This window comes from Arthrobacter oryzae (genome assembly GCF_030812315.1).
Classification (GTDB): domain Bacteria; phylum Actinomycetota; class Actinomycetes; order Actinomycetales; family Micrococcaceae; genus Arthrobacter; species Arthrobacter oryzae_B.
The window spans coordinates 46,845-61,169 of record NZ_JAUSSM010000005.1; the positions used below are offsets into that span (position 1 = coordinate 46,845).

At 65.2% G+C, this 14,325-nt stretch carries 9 protein-coding genes and 1 tRNA gene; 9 read left to right on the forward strand and 1 reads right to left on the reverse strand.

Annotation, left to right across the window (positions count from 1 at the left end):
- The first annotated feature begins 50 nt into the window (after positions 1 to 50).
- Together J2S97_RS11445 and J2S97_RS11450 are read left to right on the forward strand one after the other, a co-directional pair.
- Positions 51 to 1,013 (forward strand): 4-(cytidine 5'-diphospho)-2-C-methyl-D-erythritol kinase, encoded by a 963-nt coding sequence (locus tag J2S97_RS11445; protein WP_307049450.1) that lies wholly within the window; start codon positions 51 to 53, stop codon positions 1,011 to 1,013.
- Between the two features lie 84 nt (positions 1,014 to 1,097).
- Positions 1,098 to 2,924, forward strand: a complete 1,827-nt coding sequence (locus J2S97_RS11450) for an ABC-F family ATP-binding cassette domain-containing protein (RefSeq protein ID WP_307049452.1) — start codon at positions 1,098 to 1,100, stop codon at positions 2,922 to 2,924.
- Between the two features lie 330 nt (positions 2,925 to 3,254).
- On the opposite strand, the gene J2S97_RS11455 is transcribed toward J2S97_RS11450, so the two are convergent.
- Positions 3,255 to 3,854 carry a TetR/AcrR family transcriptional regulator gene (locus J2S97_RS11455; protein ID WP_307049988.1) on the reverse strand — a complete coding sequence of 200 codons (600 nt, stop codon included), beginning with the start codon at positions 3,852 to 3,854 and terminating at the stop codon, positions 3,255 to 3,257.
- Positions 3,855 to 4,054: 200 nt separating this feature from the next.
- On the opposite strand from J2S97_RS11455, the gene J2S97_RS11460 reads away from it, so the two are divergent.
- The 7 genes from J2S97_RS11460 to J2S97_RS11490 all read left to right on the forward strand — a co-directional run bounded on the left by J2S97_RS11460 (position 4,055) and on the right by J2S97_RS11490 (position 14,001).
- Positions 4,055 to 4,126, forward strand: a tRNA-Gln gene (locus J2S97_RS11460).
- Between the two features lie 90 nt (positions 4,127 to 4,216).
- Entirely contained in the window at positions 4,217 to 5,743 is a 1,527-nt protein-coding gene (gene glmU, locus J2S97_RS11465) for a bifunctional UDP-N-acetylglucosamine diphosphorylase/glucosamine-1-phosphate N-acetyltransferase GlmU (RefSeq protein WP_307049454.1), read from the forward strand.
- Positions 5,740 to 6,720: a ribose-phosphate diphosphokinase gene (locus tag J2S97_RS11470; protein ID WP_028270407.1), complete on the forward strand. Its 981-nt coding sequence runs from the start codon at positions 5,740 to 5,742 to the stop codon at positions 6,718 to 6,720. Before glmU ends, J2S97_RS11470 begins: the two co-directional genes overlap by 4 nt.
- Before the next feature lie 219 nt (positions 6,721 to 6,939).
- On the forward strand, positions 6,940 to 7,533 hold the full coding sequence (locus tag J2S97_RS11475) for a 50S ribosomal protein L25/general stress protein Ctc (protein ID WP_307049456.1): 594 nt from the start codon (positions 6,940 to 6,942) through the stop codon (positions 7,531 to 7,533).
- Positions 7,534 to 7,689: 156 nt separating this feature from the next.
- Entirely contained in the window at positions 7,690 to 8,274 is a 585-nt protein-coding gene (gene pth, locus J2S97_RS11480) for an aminoacyl-tRNA hydrolase (protein WP_307049460.1), read from the forward strand.
- A gap of 236 nt (positions 8,275 to 8,510) precedes the next feature.
- Positions 8,511 to 11,243, forward strand: a complete 2,733-nt coding sequence (locus J2S97_RS11485) for a helix-turn-helix transcriptional regulator (protein WP_307049461.1) — start codon at positions 8,511 to 8,513, stop codon at positions 11,241 to 11,243.
- 76 nt (positions 11,244 to 11,319) lie between these two features.
- The gene (locus tag J2S97_RS11490) at positions 11,320 to 14,001 is read left to right on the forward strand and encodes a helix-turn-helix transcriptional regulator (RefSeq protein ID WP_307049463.1); all 2,682 of its coding nucleotides are present in this window, start codon (positions 11,320 to 11,322) and stop codon (positions 13,999 to 14,001) included.
- The last annotated feature ends 324 nt before the right edge of the window (positions 14,002 to 14,325 follow it).

Genomic DNA, 14,325 nt, shown 5'->3' on the forward strand with positions numbered 1-14,325 from the left:
GTCCGGGTGCATGCTTGGAGCCTGACACTGCCATGCCATAGCTTGGACTCATGAACGCAGTGAGAGGGCGCTTTGCCGCGAGGACGGTCCGGGTTAAGGCTCCCGGCAAAATCAACGTCTCGCTGGATGTGGGCCCGCTGCGTGAGGACGGCTACCATTCCGTTGCCAGTGTCTACCTGGCAGTGTCCCTCTATGAGGAAGTGGCCGCCACCAGCACCGTCGCGGAGGGGATCACCGTCAGCATCAGTCCGGCCAGCACGCTGGACCTTGAGGATGTGGACATTCCGCTCGACGAACGGAACCTCGCCTATAAGGCGGCCGCCATTATGGCCGACGTGTCCGAGCACTCCACCGGCGTCCACCTGGAGATCACCAAGCGTGTGCCGGTGGCCGGCGGGATGGGCGGCGGCTCAGCCGACGCTGCCGCCACGCTGCTTGCCTGCGACGCACTGTGGAACAGCGGACTGTCCCGCGATGAGCTGGCCCACCTGGCCGCAGAACTCGGAGCCGACGTCCCGTTTTCCCTACTCGGCGGCACCGCCGTCGGCCTTGGGGTTGGCGATGAGTTGTCTCCTGCGCTGGCCAAAGCGCAAATGGACTGGGTCCTGGTCACGGCCGACTATGGGTTGTCGACGCCCGACGTCTTCAAGACCCTGGACCGCCTCCGCCTCGCCGAAGGCGTGGCTGCAGAGGAGCCCACCGCCGTCGACCCGAAGATCCTGCAGGCGCTGCGCAGCGGCGACGCGGACGCCCTCAGCCGTGTCCTGGTCAACGACCTCCAGCGTGCATCCATTGAGCTGGCGCCGGGGCTGCGCGATACCCTTGGGCTTGGTGAATCCTGCGGAGCCATCGCCGGACTCATTTCGGGCTCCGGCCCCACGGTCGCCCTGCTCACGCACAGCCCCGCTGCAGCGGCCGGGCTCGCCGAAGACCTCGGCCATCACGGCCTGAACGCCCTGGCCGTCCACGGACCGGTGCACGGGGCGCGCATCATCTCCGATACGCTCCTTTAGTACCTTTTGAACCAGTACCTTTTGAACCTTGTTAACCCATAGCGTTCAACTCCTTACAATTTCCACCGAAGAAAGCAGTTCCCAGTGGCTCACCTGCTCGGCGGCGAGAACCTCACGGTCTCGTATGCAACCCGCACCGTCCTCGACGGCGTTACCCTCGGCCTCGAAGAGGGTGACCGGATCGGCATGGTGGGCCGCAACGGCGACGGCAAGTCCACCCTCATGCGCCTGCTGGCGATGCGCTCCACCCCTGATTCGGGGCGGGTCACCAAGCGCAGCGAGGTCAACATCGGATACCTGGACCAGAGCGACGTGCTCGACGGCGACCTGACGGTCGGCGCCGCCATCGTCGGCGACCAGGCTGACTACGAGTGGGCCCGCAACCCGCAGATCCGCGAGGTCATGGGCGGACTGGTGTCCGACGTCGACTGGCACGCCAACGTGCATGCGCTCTCCGGCGGCCAGAAACGGCGCGTGGCCCTCGCGAAGCTGCTGATCGAAGACCATGACGTGATCATGCTCGATGAGCCCACCAACCACCTCGACGTCGAAGGCGTCGCCTGGCTGTCCCGCCACCTGAAGACCCGCTGGCGTGCCAACCAGGGTGCGTTCCTGGTGGTCACCCACGACCGCTGGTTCCTCGATGAAGTCTGCAACAAGACCTGGGAAATCCACGACGGGATCATGGACCCGTTCGAAGGCGGCTACGCGGCCTACGTCCTGGCCCGGGCCGAACGTGACCGCTCGGCTTCGGTGATGGAAGGAAAGCGCCAGCAGCTCGTTAAGAAGGAGCTCGCCTGGCTGCGCCGCGGCGCGCCCGCACGCACCGCAAAGCCCAAGTTCCGCATTGAGGCAGCCAACGCCCTGATCGCCGACGTCCCGGAGCCGCGCGACTCGATGGCGCTGAGCAAGATGGCCACGGCGCGCCTCGGCAAGGATGTGCTGGACCTTGAGCACGTCTCCCTGGACTACCTCGGTGGCGACGCCGGGCAGAAGCTCTTCGACAACATCACCCTCCGCCTCGCACCGGGGGAGCGGCTGGGGCTGGTCGGCGTCAACGGTGCCGGCAAGACCACCCTGCTGAAGCTCCTCAACGGTGAAATCCAGCCCACGTCCGGCAAGGTCAAGCGGGGCAAAACGGTTGTCACCGCCGTGCTGACCCAGGAGGTCAAGGAACTCGACGACGTCAGCGACCTGCGCGTCATCGAAGTGATCGAGCGCGAAAAGCGGTCCTTCAACGTCGGCGGCAAGGAATTCAGTGCCGGCCAGCTCGTGGAACAGCTCGGCTTCACCAACGAAAAGCAGTGGACCCCGGTCAAGGACCTCTCCGGTGGCGAACGCCGCCGGCTTCAGCTCCTGCGCCTGCTCGTGGGTGAACCCAACGTGCTTATGCTCGACGAACCCACCAATGACCTCGACACGGACACCCTGGCGGCCGTCGAAGACGTCCTGGACGGCTGGCCGGGCACGCTCGTTGTGGTGAGCCACGACCGCTACCTGCTGGAGCGCGTCACGGACCACCAGATGGCGTTGCTGGGCGACGGCAAGATCCGCGCCTTGCCGCGCGGCGTGGACCAGTACCTTGAACTGCGCGAAGGCGCCCTGGCCGGCTCCACCATCACCGGCGGAGGCAACCCCGTGACCGGCGCGAGCGGCAGTTCCGCGACGGCCGTCGCCGGCGCCTCCGAAGCGGAGAAGCGCGACGCCCGCAAGGCGAAAAACCGGATTGACCGCCAGCTGGGCAAACTGACGCAGCAGGAAGACAAGATCCACACCCAGATGGTCAAGAGCACAGCCGACAACGACTTCGACACGATGGCCGAGTTGAACAAGAAGCTGAAGACCCTGGCCGAAGAACGCGAAGCCCTGGAACTCGAATGGCTCGAGGCCCTGGAAGTCCTCGGCGAATAGCCCACACTTAGTCCCGCCAGCGGTGCTCGCCTTGGGTACCGGAGCCGGTTCTTCGCCGTCGCTTAGACACGACGCGTAGAGGGCATTCCGGTCGCTGGGCGACCTCCAGGCCCTGACGCGTCGCGATGCGCTCCTTTCCGAAGGACCGCCTCCGGCGAGGAACGTCACTTCCCGCCGTGGAACAGTGGGCAACGCGCGAAACCTTCGGCAATTGCATTCGTGGGACGGCGCGGCGGACCTACTTAGGGACTGTTGGCGGGCGCGGGCGCGAACGGAACTTTCGGCAATAGCGGTGCGAAGGGCCGCTGCGCCGCGAAGGCGACCGGGAGATTAAGCCTCGGACTTCAGCTCGGGTTCCTTTTGCAGGCCGGTGAGGCCGTTCCAGGCGAGGTTCACCAGGTGGGCGGCCACGGCGCGCTTGTCCGGTGTCCGGCTGTCCTGCCACCACTGCCCGGTCATCGCCACCATCCCCACCAGCATCTGCGCGTACATGGCGCCGTCGGCCGCACCGAAGCCGCGGCGGGCGAACTCGTCCGACAGGATGTGTTCCACCCGTGCCGTGACATGGGAGAGCAGCGTGGAGAAGGCGCCTTCGGGCTGCGACGGCGGGGCGTCGCGCATCAGGATCCGGAAACCGTCCGTGCGGTCCTCGATGTACGTCAGCAGTGCCAGCGCGGCCCGCTCCACTTGGACCCGTGGCTTCGCTTCGTCCGTCAGGGCGTCGTTGATGGCAGCCAGCAGGATCCTGAACTCAAATTCCACCACCTGGGTGTAGAGGCCTTCCTTGGACCCGAAGTGCTCGTAGATAACGGGCTTGGAAACGCCTGCCGCGGCGGCAATCTCTTCGATGGTGGTGCCGTCCAGGCCGCGGACGGCGAAAAGGCCGCGTCCGATGTCAATCAGCTGTGAGCGGCGCTGCGCCCCGGTCATGCGGGGCCGGGGCACGTACCCGGGAGCCCTGACGGGCCTGCCTGGATGGTTTCCGGCACCATCGGGTGCACCGTTGATCTTGCTCACCGTCCAATCATGCCTTAACGGGAATGTCTTAGGAGAGAGCACCGAGTCGCAAGAGCGCCGACCTTCGTGGCAGAATTGGTTCTCGTGCCACGGGGCTGCGGGTCCGGGCACGGTCCGCCCTGGTGTAATGGCAGCACCCCGGCCTTTGGAGCCGTGGAGTATAGGTTCGAATCCTATGGGCGGAACTGCCGCTGTACGGGTCGTGTATCCGGGACAGGCCGGCAAGGTGTGAAAGTGCGCGCAACTGAGATCCACCAAGCAAGGAGAGCCTGTACGTGAGCCCCGAGACAACCGGCCCCGCCGCCGTCATCGTCCTAGCTGCAGGTGCGGGCACGCGGATGAAGTCGCGGACCCCCAAGATCCTTCACGAAATCGGCGGCTTGTCGCTGGTTGGCCATGCCCTGCGTGCCGCCCGCACCATCGACCCACGTCAGCTTGCCCTGGTGGTCAGGCACGAGCGCGACCTCGTGGCTGCGCATGTGTCCCGTCTCGACCCCGCAGCGCTGATCGTTGACCAGGATGCAGTCCCCGGCACCGGCCGCGCCGTGCAGGCGGCGCTGGAGGCCCTCGACGCCGGCGGTCCCCTCGACGGCACCGTTGTGGTCACGTACGGCGACGTCCCGCTGCTTTCGGCGGAGCTGCTCGCCGAACTGGTGCTGATCCACGAACACGAACGCAACGCGGTCACCGTCCTGACCGCAGTCCTGGACGACGCCGCCGGTTACGGCCGCATCCTGCGCGCCGCAGACGGCACCGTCACGGGCATCCGGGAGCACAAGGACGCGTCCGACGAGGAACGTGGGATCCGCGAGATCAATTCGGGGATCTACGCCTTCGACGCCGCGGTGCTCCGCGACGCACTGCTCCACGTCACCACGGATAACGCGCAGGGCGAGATGTACCTGACCGACGTCCTGGGGCTGGCACGGTCAGCGGGCGGCCGCGTTGCCGCAGTTGTCACCAACGACCGCTGGCAGGTCGAGGGCGCGAACGACCGCGTGCAGCTTTCGGCGCTGGGCGCCGAGCACAACCGCCGCACCGTCGAAGCCTGGATGCGGGCCGGCGTCACGGTCGTGGATCCCGCCACCACTTGGATCGACTCCACGGTGACCCTGGCAGAGGACGTCCGCGTCCTGCCCAACACCCAGCTGCACGGTGCCACAACGGTGGCGAGGGACGCCGTCGTCGGCCCCGATACCACGCTGACGGACGTTACCGTAGGCGAAGGCGCCAAAGTGACCCGGACACACGGTTCCGGTTCCACGATCGGCGCCAACGCCAGCGTCGGGCCGTTTACCTACCTCCGCCCCGGCACGGTGCTGGGGGAGACCGGCAAGATCGGCGCCTTCTACGAGACGAAGAACGTCACGATTGGCCGGGGCTCCAAGCTGTCGCACCTCGGGTACGCCGGTGACGCCGAGATCGGCGAGGACACCAACATCGGCTGCGGCAACATCACGGCCAATTACGACGGCGAGCACAAGCACCGCACCGTGATCGGCTCGGGCGTCCGCACGGGTTCCAACACTGTCTTCGTGGCTCCGGTCCAAGTAGGCGACGGCGCGTACAGCGGTGCCGGCGCAGTCATCCGCCAGGACGTTCCCGCAGGCGCGCTGGCAATCTCAGTGGCCAAGCAGCGGAACGCCGAAGGCTGGGTCATCTCGCACCGCCCTGGCTCCATCTCAGCAGTACTGGCCGAAGCCGCGGGGGCAACGGCGCCGGTCAGCGAAACAGCCGCGGCACAGCCGCCCCTGGATTCCTCAAGCACCCCGGCACCTACAGAAGAGGGCAAGCAATCATGACCGAAATTACGGCACGCGGCGAGAAGAAACTGGTTCTCGCCGCAGGGCGGGCACACCCCGAGCTTGCGCGGGAGATCGCCAAGGAGCTGGGCACTGAACTGCTGCCGGTGGATGCCTACGATTTTGCGAACGGGGAAATCTACGTGCGCGCCGGGGAGAGCGTCCGAGGGACCGACGCCTTCGTCATCCAGGCGCACCCGGCACCGCTGAACAACCACCTCATGGAGCAGTTGATCATGATTGATTCGCTGAAGCGGGCATCCGCCAAGCGCATCACCGTGGTTTCGCCCTTCTACCCTTACTCCCGCCAGGACAAAAAGGGCCGTGGCCGCGAGCCGATTTCCGCCCGACTGGTGGCCGATCTCTACAAGACTGCCGGCGCCGACCGCATCATGAGCGTTGACCTGCACACCTCGCAGATCCAGGGATTCTTCGACGGCCCGGTGGACCACCTCATGGCCATCCCGCTGCTGGCCGACTACATCCGCACGCGGGTGGCAGCGGATAACATCACTGTTGTCTCGCCGGACACCGGCCGCGTCCGTGTGGCCGAACAGTGGGCTGAGCGCCTCGGTGGCGCCCCGCTGGCATTCGTCCACAAGAGCCGCGATCTCACCGTTCCGAACCAGGCCGTCTCCAAGACTGTTGTGGGCCAGATCGAGGGCCGCACCTGCGTGCTGATCGACGACATGATCGATACCGGCGGAACCATTTCCGGTGCCGTCCAGGTGCTCAAGAACGCCGGAGCCAAGGATGTCATCATCGCGGCGACCCACGCCGTCTTCTCCGACCCGGCCGCACGCCGGCTGGCCGAATCAGGCGCCCGTGAAGTGGTGGTCACCGACACGCTGCCTATTCCGGCCGACAAGCGCTTCGCGCAACTGACAGTGCTGTCCATCGCTCCGCTGATTGCCCGCGCCATCCGTGAGGTGTTCGACGACGGCTCCGTCACCAGCCTTTTCGACGGCAACGCCTGATCCCCGTACCCGCCAAAGCCGGCGTCGGGCCCGTTTTCAGTAACCGGGCCCGACGCTGGTAGGCTGGTCAACGATACCTTGGCGAGGGAGAGCAGTCTCCGTTATCGACTGGGTCTGAATCTCCCTTCTTGAAGGGCCGCCCACGGGCCGCCCGGCGTTGAAGGTCGCAAACAGACCTCCGCCCTTGCTGAACACCGTTTAGATTTCAAGGAGATTTACATGTCTGAGCAGAAGCTCGCAGCAGAAGTACGCACCGAATTCGGCAAGGGTTTCGCCCGCCGCGCACGCATGGACAACCGGATCCCGGCCGTTATCTACGGTCACGGCGCAGAGCCGATCCACATCACCCTGCCGGCCAAGGCCACCACGCTGGCTGTCCGCGCTGCCAACGCCCTGCTCAACCTGGACATCAACGGCGAACAGCACCTCGCGCTCGTCAAGGACATCCAGCGCAACCCGATCAAGCAGATCATCGAGCACATTGACCTTCTGACCGTCCGCACGGGCGAGAAGGTTACCGTCGACGTTCCCGTCCACGTGACCGGCGAGCTTGCACCGGGCAACGTGTACAACCAGGAAATGACCGTCGTGTCCCTCGAAGCTGAGGCAACGCACCTGCCCACCGCCGTCGAGGTCAGCATCGAAGGCCGCTCCGCCGGCGAGCACATCCACGCTTCCGACCTGGTCTTGCCGAAGGGCTCCGTCCTGCTGGCTGATCCCGAGTCCCTGGTAGTGAACATCTCCGAGGCCACCGAGGTCTCCGAGGAAGAGGCTTCGGCCGACACCACCGAAGGATCCTCGGCAGCCGAGTAATTCCGGCAGCCCGATTTTCGTGGCCGGGCCCCTGCCGGGGCCCGGCCACTGCCGTATTAGAAGACCCCCGCCGCAACCTCAGCCGCATTGCTGCAGGCCTGGCGCAGCCGGCGCACTGCCTTAGCGGCCGGACCCTGACCACCCTAGGATTGACGCATGACTGACACCTGGCTGATCGTAGGCCTCGGCAACCCCGGCACCGAATACAGCAAGAACCGGCACAACGTCGGCCAGATGGTGCTGGACGAATTGGCGCGCCGGGTAGGGGGCAGCTTCAAAGTGCATAAGGCGCGCGCCCACGTGTTGGAGGGCCGGCTCGGCATTGGCGGACCGCGCGTCGTGCTGGCCAAGCCGATGAGCTACATGAACGTCTCGGGCGGGCCGGTGTCCGCGCTGGCGAAATTTTACGACATCGATCCGGAGCATGTGGTCGCCGTCCATGACGAGATCGACATTCCCTTTAATACGGTCAAGCTGAAAATAGGCGGGGGCGAAGGGGGACACAACGGCCTGCGCGACATTTCGAAGGCCCTGGCCACCAAGGACTACCTGCGGGTCCGCGTCGGAGTGGGACGCCCGCCGGGCAGGATGGACACCGCGGACTTCGTCTTGAAAGATTTCGCCGCCGCCGAGAAAAAAGAGCTCCCGTTCCTCCTGGATGACGCCGCGGATGCCGTGGAGACCGTGGTCACGGACGGCCTGCCGGCGGCACAGCAGAAATATCACAGTGCAGTTCAGTAACTTTGCCACGCAGCCGGCCTGAATGGCGGTAATGTGCGGGTGGGGGACACGCTGCGGTTAGTACCTGGCAATTGGTTAACAAGGTCAATTAAGTCGCCTAATTGTTTAGTCATATCTGCTATGGTAATTTTCACATTCAAGGTCTTGTTGCCTCGTTTGGCGGCATCGGAAAACTAAAAACCCGACGGCGCAGCCAAGTCGCATCAGCTGGAGCCACGAAGGTAGCGTGATCGATCGTGCTTGCATCACACGGCTCTGAACATGGGGGGCTGCTGGAGACTGAACGCCGGGGCATGGGCGCCTCAGAGCGTCGTAAGTGGTCGTCCCTTGTGCGGCAGGAAATCCAGGCCACCGTTGTTTCCATCCTCGAGGAAAGCGATCTTCACGGTGTCGTCGTGGTCGGTGCCCAAGGAGTCGGCAAGTCCACCTTCGCGCGTGCTGTAGAAGCCAAGCTGGTGGGGAAGACGCATGTAATCCACCTGCACGGAACATCAACCGACCCGGCCATCCCCTTTGGCCAGTTGGCCTTTCTCGTGGCCCGGCTGCCCGGCCATGCGCTCGAATCACCGGGCGAAATCGTCCACGGCATTTCCCGGCTGATCCGCGAGGACGCCGCAGGACGTCCCGTCCTGGTCGTGCTGGAGGACCTGCCGGCCATCGACAGCATGAGCACGGCAGTCCTCATGCACCTCATCCTCAGCGGCGCCGCGAAGCTCATGGTCACCGTCCGCAACGTAACGGACATGCCCGAAGACCTGATCCGGCTCCTGCGCAACAATTCACTGGAGGAAATCCGGCTCGAGGTTTTTTCCCGCCCCGAAGTGAGCAAATTACTTGCCGGAGTATTGGGGCGTCCGGTGACGGCCACAGCCGCCAGTTCGCTCTATGCAGCGAGCGGCGGAAATCCCCTAGTGTTGCAGGCCATCGTTATTGAGCAATTGCGTTCGGGCAACCTCCACCTGGCCGGAAAGGTCTGGGCGCTCAGGGGGGAAATCAACCTTGCGGAAGCCGACGCCCTGGTGGACCTGGTCAGGTCGAGGCTGGCAAGGGAGTCGCCCAAGGTCCGGGAGGGGCTGGAGTGGCTTGCCCTGATCCGACGGGTGCCGCTGTTTGTCCTCCTCGACGTCCTGGATCCCGCTGTCGTCGCGGATCTGGAAAAGGCCGGCTACCTGCAGGTCGGCGAGACCGGACGGCGCTGGGTCACCCTGAAGGACGACTACGTCGGTGAAGTCATCCGCGGCTGGATGGACCTTCCGCGGCGGAAGGAACTGCACCAGCTCGTGGCAAGGGTTGTGGGGGCAACCCCGGCGGAGATGGATGTCGAGGAACTCCTCGGCTACGTGGCCTGGACGCTCGATTGCGGCGAACCCGTGGAGCCAGCCTTCGCGCTGGCCGCCGCCGTCGCGGCAAACCGGCTTTTTGACCCGATGTTCGCCCTTGAGGCCCTGGCCCAGATCCGCGTTGAAGACCCGCACTGGGCGGAGGCAGCGCAGCAGCGGGCCGCCGCCTACATGACACTGGCCGAGCATGAATCCGCCGTGGCCGTCCTGGAGGAAGTCACGGACGAGCAGCTTTCCGGGCTTCCGGCCGCAGCCTACGCCAACTACGTCCTGGATTTCTGCAGTTCGCTGCTCTGGGTCCACGGCGGGTACAGCCGGATCGGAGGCATCCTGTCGGCGGCACGGCACGAGCTGGCCCGGCGGGAGCGGGCATCAATCGGCAATGAGACGCCAGCCGACTTTGCCCGCGCGCATGAGCTGATCAGGCTCGCGGAATTCGAACAGATGGTCCACCAGGGGGACTACCAAGCCGTTGCCGAAGACCTGGAGCGGGCCTATAAGGAAGACGGCGATCCGCTGTACGTCCTGAACTGCGCCTGCCTGCTGACCATGGCCTGGGCAGTCCTTGGCAGGGAAGCGGACGCGATGGCCCTGGCTGCCGAGATTCAGCAAAGGATGGAGCAGTCCAACGTTGTGCCCGGCATGCTGAGCTGGCGGGCGGAAGGCCTGTTCGCCGCCCTCCTCTGCAGCGGCCAATGGGAGGACTGCGTCAGGATCCTCACCGAGGCCTTGGACCAGAAGCCAAAAATCATGCAGTACCTCGGCGGGGCGGCCGAACTCGCGCTCGGCGTGGCCTACACCTATGCCGGTAGGGCCGACCTTGCCATCGACACGTTGCTTGGTGCCCAGGCGCAGCTGGAAATCAGGCGGAGCTACTACGGGCCAGCCCTGGCCTGCTCGGCGCTTGCCTTCGCCTATGCCCAGGCAGGTGACATCCAGGAGTCGCGCAATTTCCTGGATTTGGCGGCGCAGGAGGAGCAGCATGTCGCGTGGTTCACTTCCTGGATGGCAGACTTCTGCGTCCGGATGGCCAGGCGGTGGCTCAAGGATCCGGGAGCCAAACAGAAGCTGATCGAGTCGGCCCACGAAGACATTTCCAAGGGGCGGACAACCACTGCCTCCATCAGCCTGTTCGGTGCTACGGTGCATGGAACGGAGGAAGAGCTTGTCCTGTTGATCGAAATTTCCTCCCGCCGGCAAGGAAAAATGGCCAGCGTCAACCGTCTGGTCGGGGAGGGGAGCAGAAAGAAGGACTCCAAGGTCCTGCTTCAGGCGGCGTCCCTGGCCCAGGAGCTCCACCTCGATGCGGTGGAGTCCCGGTGCGTGGTCCTGGCGCTGGACATTGCCAGGGAAAAGGGAGATTCCCAGTCCGCCCGGGCGGCCCAGCATCGCCTGGACCGGCTCGTGGAGACCCTGCCGGTGCTGCCGCTGATGCCGCATACGGTAGGACCGGAATTGACCGAACGGGAACGGCAGGTTGCCAGGATGGCCAGTCAGGGGTTGAGCAACAAGGAGGTTGCCAACCGGCTGCAGCTTTCCATCCGGACTGTGGAAGGCCATCTCTACCAAATCTTCACGAAAATGGGGATTTCATCGAGGAGTGAGCTTGAAGGATCCGCTCAAGTCTGATGGGAAGGTTTCGGTGCGGCCGCGCGCCGGGACCCAGCGTCAGAATGCTGGTGAGCCCTGGATAGACCGGGGGGACATGTTGTCCTCAGTACAGGACGCACTTGCGTCGGATGACTGCTGGGCAGTTTTCGTCGTGGGCGACGCCGGGCTGGGAGCATCCTCGCTGCTGGCGCAACTGAATAGCGCAGGAAAAGGCCGGACGGCGGTCATGACAGTCCACGGGAGCCCGTCACTGGCGCCCGTTCCCTATGGGGCACTGTCCCCGTACCTGTCTGACCTCTCCGTTGAGGACGTCACGTCAAAGGTAGCCGTGCTCAGGGCCCTGTGGGCGCACCTCGAAGCCGCCAGGAAGAATCCGGGACCCGCCTTGCTGCTGGTTGATGACGCCCACGATCTGGACACCGCGACGGCGGAAATGATTTCCGAACTGGTGCAGGCAGGATGGGCCAAACTCGTGGCCACCTGCATCCCGAGGCCCGGCATACCCCAGCCCCTTCTCCGGCTCTGGCACGACGGGACTGCCGAACGGTTCGATATTGCCCCGCTGACCCTGGACCAGGGGCACCGTCTCTGCGAGGCGCTGCTCGGCGGCAAAGTCCTCAACAGCACATCGCGTGAATTCTGGCAGGAAGCCGGCGGGAACACGCTCCTGCTCAAAACCCTGGTCCGTGAAGCCCAGCGTTCCGGTGACCTGATCCAGCGGAACGGGGTCTGGCTCAACGCCGGTTCCTCGCATGTCCGTACCCTGGAACTTACCGCCGTCGTCAAGGTCCAGCTCATGCGCATCTCGACCGACGGCCGTGAGGCGCTGAACCTCATCGCCCTCGCTGAACCTGTCGATAGAACCCTTGTCGGCGAAATCGCGGGTGAGCCGGCAGTCAAGGAACTGCTGGACCAGCGCTTGGTGGTCCAGTCCGTGGATAGCGAACCAACTCTTCGGCTGGTCAGCCCGGTCTACGGGGAAGTGCTCCGCAGGATCGTTCCCGCGGCCCGGAGTCTTCAGCTGCACCGGGAGCTCGTGTCCCGCATGGAAGTCTCTGCGGACAAACCGGAGTCACTGCTCCGCATGGTGTCCTGGTCCTTGGACTGCGGCGCGGAAGTGCCGGGCCGGCTGCTGATCCGGGCCGCTGTGCTTGCCTGCAAACTCTTCCAGAGCGAGACGGCCCTTCGCATCGCCTGGGCCGTCCAGGACCCCGAACTGCAGCAGACTGCCCGGGCGGTGATGGCCCGATCGCATTACAACCTCGGGCACTACGAAGAAGCCGCCGCCCTTTTGAACATCAACGTCGACGCCGGCAGCGGCCTCACGCACATGGTAGTCAACAGCCTCCTGCGATCCGCCACGCGGACGGCGCTCGGGCATCCCGCCTCGGAGATTGCGGACGATGCCCGCCGGCTCCGGCAATGGGGCGATGAAGAGGCCGCGGCCAAACCCGCGGACGCGCCCGGTATTCTCGCGGCCACGGCACGCCGGGCAACGCTGGTGGAACTCATGGCGCACTCGCTGTCGGGCGACTACCGGCAGATGGGCCCCCTGCTGGCTGAACTGCTGGAGGCCGGCAGCTCGGCGGGGGAGCCCGACGGCGCCCTCACCAGGTCAATGGCGCTTGCCCTTCAGGCTGAGCGGCTGTGCGCGCTGGGGTATCCGCTGCAGGGGCGCCAGCTCGCCATGGATGCCTACGGCCAGGACCAGCCGCCCGACAACGACATCTTCTTCCTCCCTGAGTTCATCGTGGTCCGGCTCGTCGCCTGCGACCTCGCCGCCGGGGACTGGGCGGAGGCCCAGCAGCTCCTGGCGGGCTACGCGGATACATCTTTCGGCTCCGCCATGGTTTCGTTCAGTGGCGCAGCCTACGTCGTGATGGGCTACATAGCAGTCCGGCAGGGAAAACTCGCCGACGCCCTGGAGCTCCTGACCACTGGCCTCGAGGCCCTCCGCGACAGCGATCCCCAGCAGATGTTCCGGCTCTGCGCCGCCATGGCCTACTACGTCGCGGCCACGCAGGGCCGCAACGCGGAGGCCGACAGGCTGAAGCAGGACTACGACGCCTGGGGCGAGCGCGGCATGCACCTGGTGACGGCCTTTGGCCGCGATTTCCTCGCTGCCGGTGACGAACACCTGCGCGGCGACGGCAGCGGAATCGCTGCCCTCAACAAGAGTGCGGAGGAAGCCGAGGAACAGGATGCCCGCCACCTGGAACTGCACGCCCTCGCCATGGCGCTGGCGCTAGGCGACACCACAAGGCTGGAAAGGCTGGCTGCCGTTGCCGGCTCAGTAGAGGGCCCCTGGGCAGGAGCCCTGGCAAAGTACTGCTCCGCACTCTCCGACGGGAGTGCGGAACAGTACCTCCGCGCGGGGGACGCCCTTTATGCTGCCTCTGTCTTCCAGCTCGCCTCCGACGCCTACTCAGCTGCCCTGGCCTCATTGGACCGCAGCCGGAACCGGGAGCTGGCGGCCATGGCCCGCGCCGGCGTTGCCCGGTGCAATGAAGAGCTGGGCCACGCGGGCAGCGAGGCCCAGCCGGACACGGTGGCACCCATCCTGACCAAGCGTGAGCGGAACATTGTTGCACTGGCAGCCACGGGCCTTAGCGACCGCATGATCGCGGACAAGCTGCAGATCTCCGTTCGCACGGTGGAAGGCCATCTGTACCGTTGCTACCTGAAGCTCGGCATCGCCGGACGTGACGAGTTGGCCGCGGCCGCCGGAATTGTTGAAGATACGGCGAATGGGGACACCAGGAAGCCCGGGAAATAAGTACCTGGCCGCCGGGTACTACTCGTTGGCGGTGCCGAACCGGCGCCGCCACGGCGGACGCGTTAACTATTTGGCCGCCCGACGGCCCTGGTTTATCGGGTTCCCGGCGGCTAGCAGCGTCCCTGGGGCCTCCCTGCGTAGCCCGACAACGCGATCGGGGGTACCTGCCTTCCAAGTACAGGTATGAGTAACGGGCAAATTCGAGTACTCACTACTGGTGTCCGCGGGCGTCCCAGCTGGTTAATTTGGGTTACCAGGAATCGCTAATAAATACAGAGGTCTCACTCATGTTGACAGCCGATAGCGTGGCCAGTACACACGCCA